Source organism: Enterovibrio calviensis DSM 14347 (assembly GCF_000621165.1).
Taxonomy (GTDB): Bacteria; Pseudomonadota; Gammaproteobacteria; order Enterobacterales; family Vibrionaceae; genus Enterovibrio; species Enterovibrio calviensis.
The window spans coordinates 80198-101545 of record NZ_KK211219.1; the positions used below are offsets into that span (position 1 = coordinate 80198).

22 protein-coding genes are annotated in these 21348 nt (G+C 51.3%); 14 read left to right on the plus strand and 8 right to left on the minus strand.

What is annotated here, in order from left to right; all coding sequences use genetic code 11:
- Position 1 precedes the first annotated feature (1 nt).
- Positions 2–556 (plus strand): cytochrome c oxidase assembly protein, encoded by a 555-nt coding sequence (locus Q365_RS0124275; RefSeq protein WP_028025799.1) that lies wholly within the window; start codon positions 2–4, stop codon positions 554–556.
- A gap of 16 nt (positions 557–572) precedes the next feature.
- Entirely contained in the window at positions 573–1469 is an 897-nt protein-coding gene (locus Q365_RS0124280) for a cytochrome c oxidase subunit 3 (RefSeq protein ID WP_028025800.1), read from the plus strand.
- A gap of 49 nt (positions 1470–1518) precedes the next feature.
- Here the strand turns inward: Q365_RS0124280 and Q365_RS0124285 are convergent, their stop codons facing one another.
- The gene (locus Q365_RS0124285; RefSeq protein WP_028025801.1) at positions 1519–1725 is read right to left on the minus strand and encodes a DUF2909 domain-containing protein; all 207 of its coding nucleotides are present in this window, start codon (positions 1723–1725) and stop codon (positions 1519–1521) included.
- Here Q365_RS0124285 and Q365_RS0124290 point away from each other — a divergent pair.
- The 6 genes from Q365_RS0124290 to dinF are packed head-to-tail and all read left to right on the plus strand — an operon-like array spanning position 1715 to position 7057.
- Entirely contained in the window at positions 1715–2488 is a 774-nt protein-coding gene (locus Q365_RS0124290) for an SURF1 family protein (protein WP_281173707.1), read from the plus strand. The genes Q365_RS0124285 and Q365_RS0124290 overlap by 11 nt on opposite strands.
- Positions 2488–3015, plus strand: coding sequence for a hypothetical protein (locus Q365_RS0124295; protein WP_028025803.1), 528 nt, complete (start codon positions 2488–2490; stop codon positions 3013–3015). Before Q365_RS0124290 ends, Q365_RS0124295 begins: the two co-directional genes overlap by 1 nt.
- 2 nt (positions 3016–3017) lie before the next feature.
- Entirely contained in the window at positions 3018–4142 is a 1125-nt protein-coding gene (locus Q365_RS0124300) for a COX15/CtaA family protein (protein WP_028025804.1), read from the plus strand.
- Positions 4135–5091, plus strand: a complete 957-nt coding sequence (cyoE, locus tag Q365_RS0124305) for a heme o synthase (RefSeq protein WP_028025805.1) — start codon at positions 4135–4137, stop codon at positions 5089–5091. The genes Q365_RS0124300 and cyoE overlap by 8 nt, the downstream gene beginning before the upstream one ends.
- Before the next feature lie 31 nt (positions 5092–5122).
- Entirely contained in the window at positions 5123–5668 is a 546-nt protein-coding gene (locus Q365_RS0124310) for a GNAT family N-acetyltransferase (RefSeq protein ID WP_028025806.1), read from the plus strand.
- Between the two features lie 33 nt (positions 5669–5701).
- Positions 5702–7057 (plus strand): MATE family efflux transporter DinF, encoded by a 1356-nt coding sequence (dinF, locus tag Q365_RS0124315; RefSeq protein WP_028025807.1) that lies wholly within the window; start codon positions 5702–5704, stop codon positions 7055–7057.
- A gap of 96 nt (positions 7058–7153) precedes the next feature.
- On the opposite strand, the gene nfuA is transcribed toward dinF, so the two are convergent.
- Positions 7154–7738: a Fe-S biogenesis protein NfuA gene (gene nfuA / locus Q365_RS0124320; RefSeq protein WP_028025808.1), complete on the minus strand. Its 585-nt coding sequence runs from the start codon at positions 7736–7738 to the stop codon at positions 7154–7156.
- A 91-nt stretch (positions 7739–7829) separates the two neighbouring features.
- A complete protein-coding gene (locus Q365_RS0124325; RefSeq protein WP_245621615.1) occupies positions 7830–8507 on the minus strand; it encodes a ComF family protein in 678 nt (225 codons plus the stop codon).
- Between the two features lie 82 nt (positions 8508–8589).
- Between Q365_RS0124325 and bioH the strand changes: the two genes are divergently transcribed.
- The 3 genes from bioH to Q365_RS0124340 all read left to right on the plus strand — a co-directional run bounded on the left by bioH (position 8590) and on the right by Q365_RS0124340 (position 10375).
- On the plus strand, positions 8590–9390 hold the full coding sequence (gene bioH / locus Q365_RS26030; protein WP_051563867.1) for a pimeloyl-ACP methyl ester esterase BioH: 801 nt from the start codon (positions 8590–8592) through the stop codon (positions 9388–9390).
- An 80-nt stretch (positions 9391–9470) separates the two neighbouring features.
- Complete coding sequence (locus Q365_RS0124335; RefSeq protein ID WP_028025810.1) at positions 9471–9806, plus strand: hypothetical protein; 336 nt, start codon at positions 9471–9473, stop codon at positions 9804–9806.
- A gap of 74 nt (positions 9807–9880) precedes the next feature.
- Positions 9881–10375, plus strand: a complete 495-nt coding sequence (locus tag Q365_RS0124340; protein ID WP_035025771.1) for a hypothetical protein — start codon at positions 9881–9883, stop codon at positions 10373–10375.
- Positions 10376–10524: 149 nt separating this feature from the next.
- Here Q365_RS0124340 and Q365_RS0124345 read toward each other — a convergent pair whose 3' ends face one another.
- Together Q365_RS0124345 and greB are read right to left on the minus strand one after the other, a co-directional pair.
- Positions 10525–12879 carry a Tex family protein gene (locus Q365_RS0124345; RefSeq protein WP_028025812.1) on the minus strand — a complete coding sequence of 785 codons (2355 nt, stop codon included), beginning with the start codon at positions 12877–12879 and terminating at the stop codon, positions 10525–10527.
- A 36-nt stretch (positions 12880–12915) separates the two neighbouring features.
- Positions 12916–13401, minus strand: coding sequence for a transcription elongation factor GreB (gene greB / locus Q365_RS0124350; protein WP_028025813.1), 486 nt, complete (start codon positions 13399–13401; stop codon positions 12916–12918).
- Between the two features lie 244 nt (positions 13402–13645).
- Between greB and ompR the strand changes: the two genes are divergently transcribed.
- From ompR to Q365_RS0124370, 3 genes are all read left to right on the plus strand, one after another.
- Positions 13646–14362, plus strand: coding sequence for an osmolarity response regulator transcription factor OmpR (ompR, locus tag Q365_RS0124360; protein WP_028025815.1), 717 nt, complete (start codon positions 13646–13648; stop codon positions 14360–14362).
- 3 nt (positions 14363–14365) lie between these two features.
- Positions 14366–15715, plus strand: a complete 1350-nt coding sequence (gene envZ / locus Q365_RS0124365; RefSeq protein WP_028025816.1) for a two-component system sensor histidine kinase EnvZ — start codon at positions 14366–14368, stop codon at positions 15713–15715.
- A 166-nt stretch (positions 15716–15881) separates the two neighbouring features.
- On the plus strand, positions 15882–16256 hold the full coding sequence (locus tag Q365_RS0124370) for a GntR family transcriptional regulator (protein WP_028025817.1): 375 nt from the start codon (positions 15882–15884) through the stop codon (positions 16254–16256).
- Between the two features lie 77 nt (positions 16257–16333).
- On the opposite strand, the gene recG is transcribed toward Q365_RS0124370, so the two are convergent.
- The 3 genes from recG to spoT form a co-directional block, all read right to left on the minus strand.
- Positions 16334–18415, minus strand: coding sequence for an ATP-dependent DNA helicase RecG (recG, locus tag Q365_RS0124375; RefSeq protein ID WP_028025818.1), 2082 nt, complete (start codon positions 18413–18415; stop codon positions 16334–16336).
- Positions 18416–18453: 38 nt separating this feature from the next.
- The gene (gene trmH, locus Q365_RS0124380) at positions 18454–19146 is read right to left on the minus strand and encodes a tRNA (guanosine(18)-2'-O)-methyltransferase TrmH (protein ID WP_028025819.1); all 693 of its coding nucleotides are present in this window, start codon (positions 19144–19146) and stop codon (positions 18454–18456) included.
- Positions 19147–19239: 93 nt separating this feature from the next.
- Entirely contained in the window at positions 19240–21345 is a 2106-nt protein-coding gene (gene spoT / locus Q365_RS0124385; protein ID WP_028025820.1) for a bifunctional GTP diphosphokinase/guanosine-3',5'-bis pyrophosphate 3'-pyrophosphohydrolase, read from the minus strand.
- Positions 21346–21348 lie beyond the last annotated feature (3 nt).

Here is a 21348-nt window from a genome sequence, read left to right on the forward strand (position 1 = left end):
AATGGGCGAACTAAAAGACGACAACATGCAACAACAGACAGGTCGCTCAGCGTTAAAGCTGGCGGGCATGGCGTTGCTGATGTTCGGCTTTGCGTTTGCCCTTGTTCCTTTGTATGACGTGTTTTGCGACATTACGGGCATCAATGGGAAAACCTCGGATGTTGCCGCACAGGAAAGCCAGCAAGTGGACTTTTCGCGTGAGGTTACCGTTGAATTTGTCGCGTATATCAATCCTGGCCTTGGCTGGGATTTCACGCCTGAAATGAAAAAAATCACCGTTCATCCGGGCGAAACGCACACCATTGCCTACCGAGCAACGAACAACACCACCATGAATTCCATTGGGCAAGCTGTACCGTCGGTTTCACCGGGGTTAGCGGCCCAATACTTGAACAAAATTGAATGCTTCTGCTTTAACCGCCAGCCATTAGAGGCGGGGAAGGATGCAGAATTGCCATTGGTTTTCTATGTAGATCCGGCAATTCCTGACGACATCAATACCCTGACGTTGGCTTATACCCTGTTTAGCGCTAAACCTGAGCCTGTAACTCAGTAACCGCAGTGAGGTCATCATGACAACAACGCACTCAAATTCCGAAGCACAGCAGGACTACGAAAATTATTACGTACCTGCACAGAGCAAATGGCCGATTGTCGGTGCGGTTGCCCTGTTTCTGATTGCCATGGGCGCAGGCTCGACGGTCGGAGGGTTATTCGGTGGAAATGGACCTTGGATGCTACTGGCGGGTTCTGCCGTATTGATTTTCATGCTGACAGGTTGGTTTCGCGATGTGATTCATGAGTCCATGAGTGGGCTTTATTCCCATCAAATGGATCGCTCGTTCCGACAGGGCATGAGCTGGTTTATTTTCTCTGAGGTCATGTTCTTTGCCGCCTTCTTTGGCGCACTGTTCTACGCTCGTTTTATCGCAGTGCCATGGCTAGGAGGGGCAAGTAACAATGCCATGACGGCAGAAGTGCTGTGGCCTGATTTCATCCCGGGGTGGCCGTTGGTGAAAACACCAGACGGCACAGAAACGACTGCCATGGGGGCGTGGGGCTTACCGCTGCTCAATACCGTTATTCTATTGGCGTCTTCAATCACGCTTCATATCGCTCATGTGGCGATGGAAGAGGGCAATCGCAAGCGCATCGTGCAGATGTTGGGTTTGACGGTGTTGCTCGGTTGGATCTTCTTGTTCTTCCAAGGTGAAGAATATATCCACGCCTACCAAGAACTAAACCTGCGTCTTGATTCGGGCGTGTACGGGAATACCTTCTTTTTGTTGACCGGTTTCCACGGCATGCACGTCTTCCTTGGCTCGGTCATCTTGTTCATTGTTTGGCTCAGGGTGCTAAAAGGGCACATGTCGCCTGATCAGCACTTTGCGTTTCAGGCGGGGGCTTGGTATTGGCACTTCGTGGACGTGGTTTGGCTGACACTGTTTGTGTTCGTGTATGTCTTATAGCGCAATTAATGTTGGGGTGATTATTCACCCCTTTTGCGTATCTCAGCGGTTAGTAAGGACGAGCGTTGGGTTCAATCACCCCAGTGGCAATCGCAATCAGTAACAGGACGAACGCAATCACTGAAAAGAATACACGCCGACCAAGGTAACGTGACATAGGGATATCGGACTTCCCTTTGAGCATGATGGGAAGCGCTCGAAACAGGTTAAATACGATAAAGATAAGTAGGCAGACGAGGATAGCTTTGAGCAACATTTTGCCTCCATCTGGCCAAAAAGGTGACCAACAGGGTGAATGGGTGTCGACATCGAAAGTACGTCGCATACGACGCTGGGGTTTCCTTGCTTTTACTTTGACCATGGTTGTGCTCTTGGTCAAGTTAGGGATGTGGCAAATGTCACGCGCTGCGGAAAAAGAGACGCTTCTGGATCAACTATCGGAACGTCAGCAGCAAGTGTTCACTCAAGTTTCCTCTCTTCCTCAAGATGCCAAAGGGTTTGCTGTTGACCTAAGTGGCACCTTCGACGTGAATCGCAGTGTGTTGTTGGACAACCAAATTCATCAAGGAAGAGTGGGCTATCGCTGGATGATGCCGCTATTCACTGACAACCGCTGGTTGTTGATTGATTTGGGATGGATTGCAGCACCACCGCGACGAGAAATATTACCGGACTTGCCCGAGATTCAAGGAAATTATCGCGTTGAGGGCATTGCGGACTTTCCCTCACAACGCGTTGTGCTTGGAGAGGAAAGCGCAACACCCTCATGGCCTTGGCGAGTGCAATCTGTTGATGTTGAGGCGATATCTAAGGCCAGTGGTTACACCCTACAGCCTTGGGTGATACGTGTTGAAACCATCACCCGAGATTCGGGCGAGACGGTTAATTGGAATGCTATACCTGTGTGGGAACCTGTCGTGATGCAGCCGGAAAAACATTATGGCTATGCGATGCAGTGGTTCGGATTGGCTCTGGTGGTGGCTTTGGGATTTGTGATTTGGTGGAGGAAGGGACGCTGATGAATGGAAAGAAAGCCTTAATCATGGTGGTAATAGCCTTTGCTGTGCCCGTGGTGGCTGCCAAATTGGTCTTGGAAATGGGTTGGTTTAACAAAGGAGTGACCAACAAAGGGGAATTGCTGACACAAGAGGTTCGTACCGATTGGCTCGAACACAATGGGCAGTGGCGCTTGGTGTATTCCTTGCCGCAAACCTGTGCGGAGCAATGTGAAAGTGCGCTGTTCCAGTTAAAACAAATTCCGGTTGCTGTTGGCCCTAGCCGTGATCGCGTGACCAGTATTTTACTCGTCTCTGATACGCCATCGGCGAACGGTAATGACAATATCATTGAGCAGAAAATCGATTCTCAACAACACCAAACCATGGCGGCGTTGCCTCATGCGGGTGAAGCGATTTATTTGGTCGACCCACTCAATAACCTCATCTTGGCGTATCCGATCCCTGAAGGAAAATCTGAGCAGATTACCCAAAGCAAAGGGCTGCTCTCTGATCTTCGCAAACTCATGAAGCTGTCAAAGGTGGGGTGAGTATGGAAACTGAAAAACGCTATCTTGGATTAATCTATGGCGCACTGCTCTTGGCGTTCGTGGTGGTGGGGCTTGGTGCATTCACACGTTTAACGGAAGCTGGCTTAGGTTGCCCTGACTGGCCGGGATGTTATGGCTTTTTGACTGTGCCGCTCACACCCGAAAAAGTGGAACAAGCCACGCAAGCATTCCCGAATGCACCTGTGGAAGTACAAAAAGCATGGAATGAGATGATCCACCGTTACGTGGCTGGCACGTTAGGGTTAGTCATAGCTGGCATCGCTTGGCTGGCTTGGCGAGGTCAGGGAAGACGCAAAACATTACCTACTATCTTGCTGGGTGTGGTGACGTTTCAGGCCGCGCTCGGTATGTGGACGGTCACCATGAACCTGATGCCCATTGTGGTGATGGGGCATCTGTTGGGCGGTTTCACCACGGTGACCTTGCTGTTCTTGTTGGCGGTGTTGGAGCGAAAACGCGTTCGGCAACTGCGTGACACTCATGACGAATCTTCGCCGCCAGAACCATTAACGCGCAATCCATCCATCCGCAATAGAGACACGATGGCCTCACATCAGGCGGATTCGTCTCTGTCCGGTCGACTGAAAGCGCTCACGGTCGGTGCTCTGATGGCGGTGATACTGCAAATTGCCTTGGGGGGATGGACGTCAGCGAACTATGCCGCGGTGGTGTGTACACAGCTACCTATCTGTGAAGTGGATTGGGTGAGCAGCTACGACGCGTCAGCCTTTCACCCGATCAGCCCAACCAGCGAGACCTATCAATACGGTGTGCTCGGTTTTGAACAGCGCGTGACCATTCATGCTACGCACCGAATCGGCGCGATGGTAGTGACTGCATTGGTTCTGCTATTGGCATGGCGTGTCCGTCGACCGTTAGGAAACACCACGTCGATGTTGCTCGTCGGCGCGTTACTGCTACAAATTTCATTGGGTGTAACCAATGTTGTCGCCTTATTGCCATTGTCAGTGGCGGTGGCTCACAACGTATGTGGCTTGTTGTTGTTATTAATTATGGTGCGGACAACCGTGTTGGTTTTTTCCGCCCAACCTTCCAAGGTGTCGCGGACGTCATTGGAAGAATCGGGGAGGTTGAGTCATGGCTAAAGTTTCAGCGCAATCGCTAGCAAGCAACGCACCCACGAGTGCATCTACAAGTACGCCCAACAAAGCATCCAACAATGTGGAACAGGCCGTTTGGCGTGATTATTTAGAATTAACCAAACCCAAAGTGGTGGCCATGTTGCTGCTCACCGCCATGGTGGGTATGTGCCTTGCGGTACCTGCGCTACCAACGGCAAAAGTGGTGATTTTAGGTCTGCTGGGTATTGGGATGCAATCTGCCGCTGCTGCGGTATTCAATCATGTGATTGACCGTCGCATAGACCGCCAAATGCAACGCACCATTCATCGCCCTGTGGCCAAAGGGCGAGTCAGTACCATGCAGGCATTGGCGTTTGGTGCCACCTTGATGGTGGTGGGCTTTGCGTTACTTTGGGCGTTGAACTCGCTGGTGGCGTGGCTCACGTTCGCGAGTTTGATTGGCTATGCCTTGGTGTATACCGTTTGGCTGAAACATGCCACGCCTCAAAACATTGTTATTGGTGGCCTTGCTGGCGCGATGCCGCCGCTGCTTGGTTGGGTTGCTGTCACTGGTACATTAGACCCTCACGCATTACTGCTTGTGATGTTGGTGTTCACATGGACGCCACCTCATTTCTGGGCACTGGCGATTCACCGTCAGAAAGATTATGCCAAAGCTGGCGTACCTATGTTGCCGGTGACTCATGGTGTGGAATACACCAAGACCATGATTTTGCTTTATACCATGCTGCTCATCGTCGTCGGTTTCTTACCGTGGCTAGCGGGCATGAGTGGTGAGATTTACTTGGTCGGCAGCTTTGCACTGAACCTTGGTTTTGCTTGGTATGCATGGCGATTGAAGTTTGCCGATCAAAAAGGTTTGGCATGGCAAACCTTCAAATATTCCATTTGGCACATCTTCGGTTTGTTTGTGGCCTTGTTGGCGGACCATGCTTGGTATGCGTTAGCATAAGGACAGAGTTTCCTTATCGCAGAGTGCCATCATGACGTTTCCTTCTGTCACGTTTCGAACGCCGCGGTTAACTGCCGCGGCGTTGTCATATTCATCATCGTCTCAAACGTTAAATGCTGTCTCAACGCAACTTGCCGCCATACTGACGCCGGATGTCACGCGTCATCTTCCTCCAGATATACAAACGGTGCGAGACAAAGAAAGCGCCGCTAATTGGCTATCGAGCATCCTAAATGAATGCCAGTTTGTTGCGGTGAGCTTGGTCGACCACGATGCGTTAGCAGGCTTCTTTTTGCTCTACCCCGAGGCTATTGAGCAAGAAAGTCAGGGCGACGGCTATTTGCTGCGATTGGGTTATGTGGTGGCTGAACGCTATCAAGGACAGGGACTTGCCAGTGAAATGATTGCTGGGCTGGTGGCATGGTGTCGCGCTTCAGGCGTTGTCACTGCTCTGTCTGGTGGCGCCAGCGCCGAGAATGCCCCATCGATTAAGGTGTTGGAGAAAAACGGCTTTGTCCGAGAAGAAAATGATGAAAATCATCAGGGTGATACGGTGTTCTTAACGCTAACGATATAAACTGACCCACCAAAGTTTCCCAGCGTGCGAATTATGCTTTCAGCTCTTCGACAAAAATCACTTCACGTTCGCGTGTTTTCACTCGCTTTTCCCATGGTGTTATCCAACATCACTGTGCCGCTATTGGGTCTGGTGGATGCGGCTGTCATTGGCCATCTCGACCACGCTTGGTATCTCGGCGGTGTCGCCATCGGCAGCACAATGATTGCCGTGACCTTCTGGTTGCTCGGCTTTTTGCGCATGGCGACTACAGGCCTGACGGCGCAAGCGTGGGGCGCTAACGACAAAACAGGGCTTGCCAATGTCTTCTTGCAAGGCTTGACCTTGGCTTGGCTGTTGGCGGCTGTGATTCTCGTCGTACATCCATTTATCGCCGATGCCGTGTTCTCGTTTAGTGATGCCAGCGCCGAAGTAAAGCGCTATGCGGATGAGTATTTCTCGATTCGAATTTGGAGTGCGCCTGCTGCGCTCACCAATCTGGTGATCATGGGGTGGTTGCTTGGTGCGCAAAATGCCAAGAAGCCGATGATGCTGATCATCTTGGTCAATCTGGTAAATATCGTCCTCGATTTACTGTTTGTGGTGGGTTTTGGCTGGAAAGTTCAGGGTGCTGCGGCAGCGAGCGTGATTGCCGACTATTCAGGGATGGCGCTAGGGCTGTACTTCGTTGCCAAGGTTTGGGCGGAATCGTCGCTGCCTTCGCCGCTTGCTCAATGGAAGAAAGCCTCTGCGGGCATGAGTCGATTGGCCAAGCTCAATCGAGATATTTTCCTGCGTAGCCTTTGCCTGCAACTGGCGTTTACCTTCATGACCTTTCAAGGCGCGACCTTGGGGGATGATGTGGTGGCCGCCAATGCGGTATTGATGAATTTCTTGATGCTGGTGTCTTTCGCCATGGACGGGTTTGCTTACGCGATGGAAGCCATGGTCGGAAAGGCGATCGGGGCCAAAAATCGGCAGGAATTGTTGGAGTCTCTTACCGCAACATCCTTCTGGAGCTTAATCATTTCCTTGCTGATCACCTTGGCGTTTTTACTGGGTGGGCAGAGCATTGTCGGGGTGATTTCCGACATTCCCGCCGTGCGTGAGCAAGCGTATTTATACCTGCCTTGGCTGATCGCCATGCCATTGGTGTCCATGTGGTGTTTCTTGTTGGACGGCGTATTCATTGGGGCAACCCGTGGACGAGAAATGCGTAACACCATGTTCGTCTCGATGGCGGGTTTCTTTGCGATTTGGTGGCTTTTGAGTAGTGCTAATCAAGACATCGGCAACCATGCGTTATGGGCGGCAATGCTCGGCTTTATGGCTTTGCGAGGCGTGACCTTAGGCGTGTTGTTTGTGTATCAGTGGCGACGTGGGAAGTTCTTGCTGTCATCACATTCGTGATAGCGCGTTGTCAGCGATGACAAGACGGCAATAACAGAAACTAAAAAGGCTCCTTGGGAGCCTTTTTGATGTGTCCATTTGAAACTCGCTGGGCACTTAGTAGTAAGAGTGCTCACCAGCCGCGTGCTCAGTCACATCGCGCACGGCAGTCAATTCGCCGCTGAATTCTTCAAGTAGCTGCTTTTCGATACCATCTTTCAGGGTAACGTCGACCATAGAACAACCGTTACAGCCGCCGCCAAACTGGATAACAGCTGCGCCTTCTTCTGTAATTTCAATCAGGTTGATGTGACCGCCGTGACCAGCAAGCTGTGGGTTCACTTGGGTTTGGATAACGTATTCAACACGCTCTAGCAGCGTGGCATCATCCGACACTTTACGCATTTTCGCGTTTGGTGCTTTTAGGGTCAGCTGAGAACCCATTTTGTCAGTGACAAAGTCGATTTCCGCATCATCAAGAAACGGCAGACTAAGTTCATCGACGTAGGCCAAAAAGCCATTGAATTCGTATTTGGTGTCAGATGCTTCAATCGCATCTTGAGGGCAGTAAGACACGCCACACTCTGCGCTTTGCGTGCCTGGGTTAACCACGAATACGCGGATGTTTGTGCCTTCTGGTTGCTGCTCCAGCAGCTTAACGAAATGGCTTTGTGCACTTTCTGAAATAATAATGTGTGACACGGCTTCTTACCTGACTATTCCGATATGTTAATGACAGTTTACTCTGGTTTTTCTTTACTATCACCCCCAAAGCTGTGAGGTTACTTTTTTGTCACTTTGGTGGTGTTCGACAAAGGCAATAGACATCAATTTGCGTGACGCCTTGTTGACGCAATAACCGACACAGCTCGGCAATGGTTGCGCCAGTGGTGACCACATCATCAACCAGCGCAACGTGCTCGGGCAGTCTTCCTTTGCTAGAAAATGCCCCGCGAAGATTAGACAGGCGAGATTGTCGGCTTAATCCTTGCTGTTGGCGAGTCGCGCGGTTGCGTTTTAGGATGTCGGGCGCACATTGAACCGCTAACTGCTTGGCTAGTGCCCTTGCCAGCAGGGTGCTGTGATTAAAACCTCGCATGAGTCTGCGTCGCCAATGCATAGGAACAGGCAATAACAATGGCGCAGGGTTGTCGATTTCCTTGGCCAGCAATTTTCCGAGTGCAGGAGCCAGCCAATAGTGACCTTGGTATTTAAAGCGGTGCAGCAGTTTGTCATAAGGAAACGTATAACCGCCGACACAAATGAGCCTGTCCCAAGCGGGTGGGGAGTTCAGACAGCGTCCACAGCTTTCGGTGACATAGGGTGTTGGTAAGCCACAATGCAAACAGCGGGGTAGTCGAGGGAAAGTGTCATGACAGGTTTCGCACCATGGATAATGCCGATGCATCAGCGTGTGATGACAAAGCTGACAGCGAAGTGGCAGGGCGCGTAAGATAGTGCGAAACATCATAGTTTGTAGTTTGTAGTTTGTAGTTTGTAGTTTGTAGTTTGTAGCTTGATGGCTCGAAACGAATCGAATTTAGGCAGTGTAAATGACGACATCTCTTTACTGGCACACGGAAGGCCAGGGTTCCGATCTGATTCTCATTCACGGTTGGGGAATGAACAGTGCGGTATGGCAAAACATTCTCCCCGCTCTCACTCCTCACTATCGCGTGCATTGTGTTGACCTCCCCGGCTATGGCTTTAGCCAACCGACAGATGCTTTTTCTCTGCAAGAGATGGCACATTGCTTGCTTAATAATTCTCCACAGGAATCGATCTGGGCTGGATGGTCCTTGGGTGGCATGGTTGCCACGCAAGCAGCATTGATGGCCCCTGAACGAGTGAAAGGGTTAGTGACTATCGCGAGTTCACCTCGATTTGCTGCAGAACACGGATGGCGAGGGATTAAACCCGAGGTATTGCAAGCGTTTACCAAACAATTGGCGGGTGATTTTAAAACAACCGTTGAGCGATTTATGGCGCTGCAAGCAATGGGCAGTCCAACGGCACGACAAGATATCAAGTGGTTGAAGCAATCGGTGTTGTCACACCCTGCGCCGCAACCTGAGGCTCTAGAGGCTGGCCTTGGTATTCTTGCTGACGCTGATTTGAGACCGCACTTGCATGATATTTCAATGCCTTGGCTGAGAATGTACGGTCGGCTAGATGGCCTTGTGCCCGTTAAAGTGGCGCAAGAGCTGGATGTACTGGCTCCGCAATCGCAACGGCAAATTTTTGCCAATGCGTCGCATGCACCGTTTATCTCGGATCCCGCCCATTTTACGCAGGCGCTGCTGGCGTTTTGCGGACAATGTTTGCCGTCCTGTCAGAAAAAAGTGACGAAATAAAGTGAAATGCGGCTAAATTTTACACGTTAGTTGCCGATACTTTATACGTGTCACTTGCTATGGCATCAGGAGAGACCATAATGAATATAGGTAACGTTGGGCAATCTCAGTACGTTTACGCCAAACCTTCGCCAATGAATGCAGAGGCAAAGGCTAATCAGGCGCAAACGCCAGAGGGTGCAAATCAGTCTTATGCGCAAGTCGCTAAAGGTGTAACGGACGCGAAGACTGTCAACCAGGCAACGGAAACCGAAGGCAAAGTTCCCGCTTCATCTGACGTTGAAGCATTCACTTACGGGGCATTGGGCATGGACCACCCTGACGAAGTGAAAACCAATGATGATGGGGCTTATACCGCCGGACAAGTTTTATCTGCCATCGGCACGATAGGTGGCATTTTAGCTATCTTGGTATAGTTTCGCTGTAGAGATACAGTTTGCGCATGTCGCGGGTCAGCCCGCGGTTTGCCTAAGGCGATAGCCTTCGGTTGATGTTGGGAGACAACATTAGCATGAACATTTCGCCCGCAAACGTCAGCATCCCAGCTGTCGTCCCGTCAGTAAACCCGCCAACGGAGCAAGTTGCGCGGGACAATCGCGTGCGCGAAAAAATTGTCCCACCGCGCCAACCCACCGCCAACGCCCAAGAGCGTCCGGTAAGCCAAGAAGAGAAGCAACTTCGCAAGCCATCGTGGGATCCGTCTGAGCATCCTAACTACACCGATATTACTCAACAGTCTCGACAGTTTGATGGCGCACAGTTTGCTGCGCATGAAACGTTAAGCCAGCTTTCTTCAATGTTATCTAGCGGCAGCTATGTTCCCGCAAGTGAAAATGGTTATGCCATGAAGCTTAAGTTGCCCAAAGAAGTGCTGGACAAGATTGATCAGTTAAAAGACTCACAGCGCACAGGGGCGGTAGTTGCCATGCGCTATCAGCAATCGTCAGCGGCAAACCTTCCTTCTGAAGTGCTGATTGTGATTTAGCGGTGAGTAGACAGGTGCATTCGAGCTGGATGTGAAAGAGTGAGAATTTCCAGATAAAAAAACAGCGCCGATGGCGCTGTTTTTGGTTTCAGTCCCTGACTGACGAAATACGACGAGTCGTCGCGTCAAAGCCTGAGTCAACGAGATCTCTAGTTGCGTTTCGCCTTGGCAAAGGCATCGGCAAACGCGCCACCAAATGCGCCTTGATTGCCGCCGCGGTCATTGCGGCTGTTGCCACCTTGCTTACCGTTGCTGCCACGATCTGATTGGTTTGATGGGCGCGAATCACGGTTAGCTTTTTCGCGAGAAGGCGCTTTGTTATCTGCTCCCGGCTCGTCGGTCAGGCGCATCGTTAGGGCGATGCGTTTACGCTGAAGGTCAACGTCCATGACTTTTACTTTCACCACATCACCGGCTTTAACCACTTCACGTGGGTCAGAGATGAATTTGTCTGACAGCGCCGAGATATGCACTAAGCCGTCTTGGTGAACGCCGATATCCACAAAGGCACCGAATGCGGTCACGTTGGTGATAGAGCCTTCTAATACCATGCCTGGGATCAGATCTTTCACTTCGTTCACGCCTTCCGCGAACGTGGCGGTTTTAAACTCAGGTCGTGGGTCACGTCCCGGTTTAGCCAGTTCCAACAGAATGTCAGTGACCGTTGGAATACCAAAGGTATCGTCAGCGTACTCTGATGCCTTCAAGCTGCGCAGGAAGTCATGGTTGCCGATCATGGCATCCACCGCTTTACCTGTGTTGTCGGCAATGCGTTTCACCACAGGGTAGGCTTCAGGGTGAACCGACGAACCGTCCAGCGGGTTTTTGCCATGCATCACACGCAAGAAACCGGCACACTGCTCATACGCTTTAGGGCCTAGGCGCGGGACTTTCAGTAAGGTTTTACGGTCGCCAAAGCGGCCGTTCTCGTCGCGAAACGCCACGATATTCGCCGCCATGGTGGTAGAAAGGCCTGCGACACGGGTTAACAGCGCCGCAGAGGCACTATTCACATCAACGCCCACGGCGTTTACACAGTCTTCCACGACAGCGTCCAAACGTTTTGCCAGTTGGCTTTGGCTAACATCGTGCTGGTATTGGCCTACACCGATAGATTTCGGGTCGATTTTCACCAGTTCTGCCAGAGGGTCTTGCAAGCGACGTGCAATGGATACCGCGCCGCGCAGTGAGACATCTAGCCCCGGGAATTCTGTCGCTGCAAGTTCAGAGGCAGAGTAAACTGACGCGCCGGCTTCACTCACCATCACGGTTTGAATTTTTTGGCCTGCGTCTTTAAGCATGCCAACCACAAACGCATCGGTTTCACGTGATGCTGTGCCGTTACCAATCGCAATCAAATCCACGTTGTGCTTTTTCACCAGCGCCATGACGACACGGGATGATTCGGCAATTTTGTTGTGTGGTGCGGTTGGGTAAATGGTGGCGGTATCAAGCAGCTTACCCGTGTTGTCCACGACAGCGACTTTACAGCCAGTGCGCAAACCTGGGTCGATGCCCAAGGTGCTACGAGGGCCTGCAGGTGCGGCCATTAAGAGATCTTTGAGGTTATCGGCAAACACTTTAATGGCATCGTTTTCGGCCATTTCGCGTAAGTTGCCCATCAGCTCGGTTTCCATGTGCATCAGAATTTTGATGCGCCACGCGAAACTCACCACTTGCTTGCGCCAGCGATCGGCCGCAGCAGTGCCAATGGTCACGCCAAAGTGATCGCAGATGATGTTTTCGCAATACGACCCTGTGGATTTGTCATCCTGACCGGGATCGGCATTGAGCGAGAGTTGAAGAATGCCTTCGTTGCGACCACGGAACATGGCCAATGCACGGTGAGACGGCACTTTGGTGAGGCGCTCATCATGCTCAAAGTAATCTTTAAATTTCGCGCCTTCGTTTTCTTTGCCTGCAATCACTCGTGCTTGAAGCTCGGCTTGCTGGTTCAAGTGGCGACGAATCTTATCAAGCAGCGCAGCGTCTTCGGCAAATTGCTCCATCAAGATGGCACGTCCACCATCAAGCACCGCTTTGGTGTCCGCGAAGCCTTTGTCGGCATCAATATAGCGAGCGGCTTCGGCGTCTGGATCCGTCTCTGGATGCTGCCATAGTTTTTGAGCCAATGGCTCAATGCCCGCTTCAATGGCGATCTGCCCTTTGGTGCGACGCTTTTGTTTGTACGGAAGATACAAATCTTCGAGGCGGTTTTTTGTGTCAGCGCTCAGGATGTCTCTTTTCAGTGTGTCACTGAGTTTGCCTTGCTCATCAATCGACTTCAGGATGACTTGGCGGCGGTCTTCAAGCTCACGCAAATAGCCAAGGCGAGATTCCAGATTACGCAATTGGGTGTCATCAAGGCCGTTAGTGACTTCTTTGCGGTAACGGGCAATAAACGGGACGGTGTTGCCATCATCGAGTAGGGTAACGGCGGCAATCACTTGCGCGTCATTGACGTTTAGCTCATTGGCAATTTGCTGATAAATTGACGAGGTCATGGTGTTCCTTTGAGAGTCACCGCCGCAACGGCAGTATTAAAGTTCGTCTTGTTGATAGCGGATGGCATTAACATACCAGACCTTGAGGCCTTCAGGGGTTGTCACTGAGGCTTCGTCATCGACTTCTTTTTTGATCAATGCGCGTGCCATTGGGCTATCAATGGAGATGTAGTCATTTCGGCCGTAAATTTCATCGGGGCCGACAATACGAAAGGTGAGTGTGTCGCCGTTATCATTTTCAATATCGACCCATGCACCGAAGAACACCTTGCCGTCTTGTTGTGGGTTATAATCGATGACGCGCAGTATTTCTAAGCGCTTGCGCAGGTAACGAACGCGGCGATCAATTTCACGTAGTATTCGTTTGTTGTACGTGTAATCCGCATTCTCTGAGCGATCGCCGAGGCTTGCCGCCCACGATACGATTTTGGTGATTTCTGGGCGTCGTTCTTTCCACAAGAAATCGAGCTCTGCTTTGAGCTTTTTGTAGCCTTCTCGGGTGACCAAATCGGTTTTTTTCATTGCTATGTCCGAGTATGTCATTCGTTTTCGGGAAGAGTTATAACCGCTTTGGCTTCATGATTAAAGCCAACTGGCCTTGCAACGTTAAGCTATCCCGCGAAATGATGGCTGGAAAACGAGTAGAGGCGGTTACAACTGGTAACAGTTTTTCTCCCCGAAGGGCTTCACCTTGATGTTTCATAAACAGGTCAGACGATACAATCAAAGTCGTAAACACCTTCAAGAATAGAAAGAAAGGTAGGTCATGCAAGATAATCATAAAATCCTAGTGGTAGATGACGATATGCGTTTGCGCTCTCTGCTTGAGCGTTATTTGTCAGAGCAAGGTTTTCAGGTTCGTAGCGTGGCGAATGCCGAGCAGATGGACCGCTTACTTTCTCGAGAGAATTTCCACCTGATGGTGTTGGATTTGATGTTGCCGGGTGAAGATGGTTTGTCCATTTGTCGCCGCCTTCGTCAGGCGAACAACACATTGCCTATCCTGATGCTAACCGCAAAAGGTGATGAGATTGACCGCATTGTGGGATTGGAAGTGGGCGCAGATGACTATCTGCCAAAACCATTCAACCCGCGTGAATTGCTAGCACGTATCCGTGCTGTGTTGCGTCGCCAAGTCGTTGAAGCACCGGGCGCACCGTCTAGTGAAGAAAAAGTGGTTCAGTTCGGTCAGTTCCGTTTGAACCTTGGTACACGTGAAATGTTCCGCAACGATCAGCCATTGACGCTGACATCCGGTGAGTTTGCCGTACTAAAAGCGCTGGTGACTAACGCTCGTGAACCTATGTCTCGCGATAAGTTGATGAACATGGCGCGTGGCCGTGAGTATTCCGCCATGGAACGTTCGATTGACGTGCAAATTTCACGACTTCGCCGCATGGTGGAAGAAGACCCAAGCAAACCGCGCTACATTCAGACCGTGTGGGGATTGGGTTACGTGTTCGTTCCGGACGGAGAAGCGTAAATAATGCGCTTTTCTCCACGCAGTAACTTTGCTCGTACACTCGTGGTAATGGCTGGCCTTCTTATCGCCAGCCAGATCTTCTCTTATCTCACCATCCTCAATTACGCCCTCCTGCCGAGTATCAAGCAGTTCAATAAAATCCTCGCCCATGAAATTCAGGTCATGCTGAATGAGGACATGACGCTGTCTGATGGCAAGGTTTACCACCTCGACGAAGAGCTGCGCCGTCAGTTGCTCGAAAAACTGGGTGTGACCATGCATGACGAATCTGAACCCGTCATGATGGACGAGTTCGAGAATGCGGCGACGGTGGATTACCTCAGTACGGACATGTCGGAGAAACTGAGTGCGCCGACAGAAGCGCGGATCAGTTTAGAGTCGAAGAACTATGTGCTTTGGCTAGATAGCACGGCGTTCCCTGGCTATGTCATGCGTATTCCGCTCTCCGAATTACATCAAGATGATTTCCAGCCACTGTTTTTCTATTCCATGTTTATTGCCTTGCTGGTGATAGGTGGCGGTTGGGTGTTTATTAAGGTGCAAAACCGTCCATTGGCTGCGTTGGAAAAGGCGGCGTTGGAAGTGGGTAACGGGAAGTTCCCGCCACCATTGCCAGAGCGTGGTGCGTCCGATATTCGTGCCGTGACCAAATCGTTCAACCAGATGAGCGAAGGTATTCGTAAGCTGGAAGAAGACCGCGCCCTGCTGATGGCAGGCGTGAGTCATGATTTACGCACACCACTAACTCGAATTCGTTTGGCGACAGAAATGATGTCACCGGCGGATGAATACCTCGCTGACAGCATGATCAAAGACACGGAAGAGTGTAACGAGATCATCAATCAATTCATGGATTATCTCCGCTCAGTGCAGCTACAAGATATGACGGCGATTGATTTGAATACCCTGGTTGATGATGTCTCGGTCGCCGATGGCGCAACGGGTCATGATCTCGAAGTGAGCAAAGGCGAGCTGGTGGGTAAGCTAGAGGCGAACGAAGTGGCTATCCGCCGCGCAGTGACCAATTTGGTGGTAAATGCTGTGCGCTATGGCGGCGGCTGGGTGCGTATCGCGACGGGCAGCAGTGCTGATCGTCGTCATCAGTGGATCACGGTCGAAGACAATGGGCCCGGTATTGCGCCTGACCAGGTGGAAACGGTGCTGCAACCCTTTACGCGAGGCGATACTGCTCGCGGTAGTGAAGGCACTGGACTTGGGCTGGCTATCGTGAAACGCATTGTGGAACAACACAATGGCACCTTGAAACTGATGCAGCGTTCACAAGGTGGATTGCGCGCTCAGATTGTTTTGCCTGTGGCCAGAAATAAAGGTTCTCGTAGCGCAACGCGTTAACTGACCCGTTTATTTTTAGCCTTATCAAAGACGCAGAGCGGATACCGTTCTGCGTTTTTTTGTGGGCGACAACTGCCCTAACAACAAATTTTGTGCATTTTTATCGTCTCATTTATGAGTCATCTGCTACAACTGTAATAGAGTGCCAATACAGCAGGGATGAAAAATGCACATTGTCATCGACCCGCAGGATCCATCACCAAAGTTCCGTCAATTGATGACGCAGATCCAGCGTCAAATTGTGGCGGGAACCTTAAAGCCGGGACAAAAACTGACGTCTGTCAGGAAGTTAGCCGCTGAGCTAAATATCAACCCAATGACCATTTCTCGTTGTTATCAGAACATGGAAGAGCTGGGTTGGCTTGAGCGTAAGCGCGGCGTGGGTATGTTAGTGGCTCGTGATGGCCTGAATGCGCGCATGGAAGACAGATTTGGCTTCATTGAACCGTCATTGAAAAGCTTGCTGATGGATGCGCGTGAAGTCGGGTACAGCAAATCTGAAGTGATGGCGCTGGTGATGCAGTATTGGGAAGAAGAATAGCCGTATCGCGGTGACGCAAACAGCGAGCATTGAAAAAGCTTCCTCAACACTCGCTGTTCGACAATGCGTGGTATGACCTACGCATTGCTGTATTTATCTTTGTTGCCTAGCCAGCGCGTAATGATCGCCTTGGCATTGTCAGGGTAATTTTGATGCAGATACAGCGACAGCTTCTGCACTTCAGGGATCAGCTTCTGGTCGCGCACCAAATCCGCAATCTTAAACTCCGCTAAGCCCGTTTGCTTCGTCCCTAGCAGCTCTCCCGGCCCACGAATTTCCAAGTCTCGCTGCGCAATGACAAAGCCATCGCTGCTTTCTCGTAGTACGCCTAAGCGTTTGGTCGCCGTTTTTGACAGCGGGGCATGGTAGAGCAGCACACAATGGCTCGCGACTTCGCCTCGGCCTACGCGTCCACGTAGCTGGTGCAATTGCGCCAAGCCCAGACGCTCAGGGTTCTCGATGATCATTAAGCTGGCGTTTGGCACATCGACGCCGACTTCAATCACGGTCGTGGCTACAAGCAGGTGAAGCTCGCCGTCTTTGAAGGCTTTCATCACGGCTTGTTTTTCTGCCGCTTTCATTCGTCCGTGGACTAAGCCGATGTTGAGATCGGGCAGGGCGCGTGACAAATCGTCTGCGGTATCGGCCGCCGCTTGGGCTTCCAACACTTCAGATTCATCAATTAGAGTACACACCCAATAGGCCTGACGACCTTCTTCGATACAGGCCGCATGCACACGGTTCACAATATCAATGCGGCGGGTATCGGGCACAGCAACGGTTTGAATTGGTGTTCGACCTGGTGGCAGTTCATCGATAATGGAAGTGTCTAAATCGGCGTAAGCCGTCATAGCGAGCGTGCGCGGAATAGGCGTTGCCGTCATGATCAGCTGATGCGGGTGAATGCCCTGTTTCATGCCTTTTTCGCGCAGTTCTAGCCGCTGATGTACGCCAAATCGGTGCTGTTCGTCGATGATAACCAAGGCCAACTGAGCAAACTCAACGTGTTTTTGGAATAGTGCATGGGTACCGACCACCATTTTGGCCTCGCCGCTGGCAATCTTAGTCAGCTCTGCTTCTTTGGCTTTTCCTGTCAGCTTTCCGGCTAACCAGCCAACCGAAATCCCCAAAGGTTCAAGCCAATTGGCAAAGTTAATGGCGTGCTGTTCAGCCAATAGCTCAGTTGGTGCCATGAGTGCCACTTGGTAGCCTTGTTCAATGGCTTGTAACGCCGCAAGGGCGGCAACCAAGGTTTTGCCTGAACCCACATCGCCTTGTACTAAGCGCATCATTGGCTTGGTCAGCCCCATGTCGCGTTCGATGTCAGCGACAACGCGTGACTGCGCGCCTGTAGGAGTAAAGGGTAACGAAGCCAGCAGTTTGGCGGTTAAATCCACAGAAGGCGGCAGTGAAAACGTTGGATCTTGTTGTAGCTTGCTGCGTACCGCCAGCATGGATAAATTCTGCGCCAACAACTCTTCGATGATCAGTCGCTTTTGAGCGGGATGTTCGCCGTTTTCCAGCGAATCGACAGAAATATCGGGCGTGGGGCGGTGCAGGGTGATCAGCGCATCTTTCAGGGTGATTTGTCGATCGTACAGCCCTTCAGGCAGCAGTTCTTGCACGGCAGCGCCTTCGAGCAACGCGAGCGCCTGATCGGTGAGGTTTCGCAGCGTTAACTGGCGAAGCCCTTCTGTGGTGGGATAAACCGGCGTGAGGGTTTCTTCCAGTGATAGCTCAGTGGGCTCCGAGAATACCTTGTAGTCAGGGTGAATAATCTCAAGGCCGCCTTGTCCGCGTTTGATTTCACCATAGGCTTTCACGCGTTTACCGGCTTCCAAGCTGTTCTTCATTGCCGCGTTGAAGTTGAAAAAGCGCAAGGTGAGTGAGCCGTTGCCGTCGGTGATTTTAACCGTCAGCATGCGGCGGCGACCAAAGGAGATATTACTGTTCACCACTTCGCCTTCTACCGTGGCGTGCTGCCCCGGCATTAAGCTCATGATCGGCCAGACTCGCGTACGGTCTTCGTAGCGATAAGGGAGATGAAATAGCAGGTCTTGAACGGTAAAAAGGCCGATTTTCTCGAGCTTTTCCGCCATCTTTCCACCGACACCTGTCAGCGCGGTGACGGGAACTGCATCTAACATTGAAGCGCGCATGGCGGTTTCATCTCTCCTAAATAGTGATTGGTTTGGTCTTATTTGGCGGCCTGCATATGCGCCCACCACGCAGTATCAGCAACAATCTGACCTTGGTCATCTAGCGCAGGATACGGCAGACCTTTGCGTTTGGCGACTCTTGCCAGCACAGGGTGTCCGCGTTCGAAGATAATTCGATCAACTTCGTCTTGCGGGATCAGTGTGTGCGAGCGTTGGTACATGCCAGCATTCTGTCGTTGGCGCTGTGCTTCATACAAAATCAGGGCGCTAGCGACGGAAACATTGAGTGACTGTACCATACCAATCATGGGAATGATGATGTCCTGATCTGCCAATTCAAGGGCTTGCTTGCTGATCCCGGTTTTTTCCTGACCCATCACAATCGCCGTCGGCTTGGTGTAATCAATCTCACGGAAATCGACGGCAGTATCAGACAGGTTGGTCACTAAGATCTGCATGCCTTTGGCTTTCATTGCGGCAAAGGCGTCAGGCGTGTTGTCGTGCGTGACAACATCAACCCAGTTACGCGCTCCTGCGGACGTGCCGCCTAAGGTGCGCATTTTGCTGTTCTTCGGCCAAACCGCATGCACTTGATGGACGCCAACGGCATCAGCGGTGCGGATAATGGCGGAAATGTTATTGGGTTTGTGGACTTCTTCCATGCAGACCGTTAAGTCGGGCTGACGGGTGGCCAGCACGTCATGAATACGTGCAAAACGTTCTGGAGTCATTTTGTTCTCGTCTATAAAAACGCCCGCGAATGGCGGGCGTTGTTGTTTGTTGCCTGAGCATTGCTGATATTGCTGGCCACGCAGTGTGCCCAATCAGTTTTTCTGACGGCTAACCTTAACCACTTTTGGCATCACGCGTAAGCGACGCATGATATTGGCCAGATGCACACGGTTTTTGGTCGTGAGCTTCACGTAAATCGTATACAAGCGTCCATCACGTTCTTCAGTCGACAAGCCTTGAATGTTTGAGCCTGTCGCAGCAATGGCGTTGGTCAAATCGGCCAATGCGCCTTGGTGATTGTGCATATCAATACGCAAACCCGTCACGAAGTCTTGGTCAATATCGGCACCCCATTCGACAGACATGTACTTGTCTGGTTCTTGGCTGTAGCCGCGGATATTGGCACATTCTTCACGGTGGATAACCAACCCTTTACCCGGGCTGACGTGACCGACAATGTGGTCGCCTGGGATAGGGCGACAGCAGTTCGCGTAAGTTAGAAGGATTCCTTCTGCACCGCGGATCGGCAGGCAACCGCCTTGCTCTTCTAAGCTGTCAGCATCACCCAGTAGGCGTTTTGCTATCACCACGCTCATTAGCTCGCCAGAACCGATATCGGCCAACAAATCTTCTACGGTCTCGAGTTTGAGGTCGAGCAAGACTTTGTTGATGTTCTCTGGGTCCATATCCTGAAGATTGAAATCTCCTAGGGCATGGTTGAGCAAACGGCGACCAAGGATCAGAGATTCTTCGCGGCGCTTGGTTTTGAGTACCTGACGGATCTTGGTACGAGCACGCGATGTCACGACATAGTTAAGCCATGCTGCATTTGGACGTGCGCCCGGTGCAGTAATGATCTCGATGGTTTGGCCATTTTTCAATGGTTGGCTCAGCGGGTAGGAGTTGCGATTAACACGCGCACCTACACAGGAGTTACCCACATCGGTATGTACGGCGTAGGCGAAATCGACCGCTGTTGCGCCAACAGGCAATTCGACGATACGGCCTTTTGGCGTAAACACGAATAGCTCGTCAGGGAACAAGTCAGATTTCACGCTTTCGATAAATTCGAACGAGCTACCTGCGCTTTGTTGAAGCTCAAGCAGGCTTTGCATCCAACGTTGTGCGCGAACTTGAGCGGTAGTTCCGCCTTGAATACGCTCAGCGCCATCTTTGTAAGCCCAGTGCGCAGCAACACCTTTGTCTGCCATCTGATCCATGTCTTCGGTGCGGATTTGCACTTCAATCGGCACACCGTGTGGACCAATCATTGACGTATGCAAAGACTGATAGCCATTTGCTTTTGGTACGGCAATGTAGTCTTTCATGCGGCCAGGACGAGGTTTGTACAAATTGTGCATTTGGCCGAGCACGCGATAACAGGTATCGAGGTCATCAACGATCACACGGAATGCGTACAAATCCATGATGGTGTGAAAGCGCTGCTCTTTGTTCTTCATCTTGTTGTAGATGGAGTACAGGTTCTTCTCGCGCCCTAATACCTTCGCGTTCATGCCGGCATCGCTAAGACGACCTTCAATCTCTGCGTGGATTTTCTGGATCATCTCTTTGCGATTACCGCGGGCTTGAACGACCACTTCCTTCAACACGCGATAGCGGTTGGGGTAGAGCGCTTCAAAGCCAAGCTCTTCCAGTTCCACTTTAATGTTGTGGATACCGAGGCGGTGGGCAAGTGGCGAGAATATTTCGAGGGTTTCGCGAGCAATGCGGCGACGTTTATCGGGGCGAAGTGCACCGAGTGTGCGCATATTGTGAGTGCGGTCGGCCAGTTTGATCAGAATAACGCGTATATCATGGGCCATCGCCATGATCATTTTGCGGAAGTTTTCCGCTTGCGCTTCTTTACGGTCGCGAAACTTGAGCTTGTCGAGTTTCGACACACCATCAACCAAGTCGGCGACGGTATCACCAAATCGTTGCTGCAGGTCTTCTTTGGTGACTTCAGTGTCTTCGATCACGTCATGCAGCAAGGCTGCCATTAAGGTTTCGTGGTCGAGACGCATCTCCGCAAGAATACGAGCAACGGCAATTGGGTGAATAATGTATGGTTCGCCGCTTGAACGGCTTTGCCCTTCGTGGGCGTCACGCGCCACCAAATACGCTTGCCGGAGTGCCTCTAAGTGCGGCTCCGGCAAGTATTGTGCGGCGACTTCTTTCAGGCTATCGAAGAGATACAATCT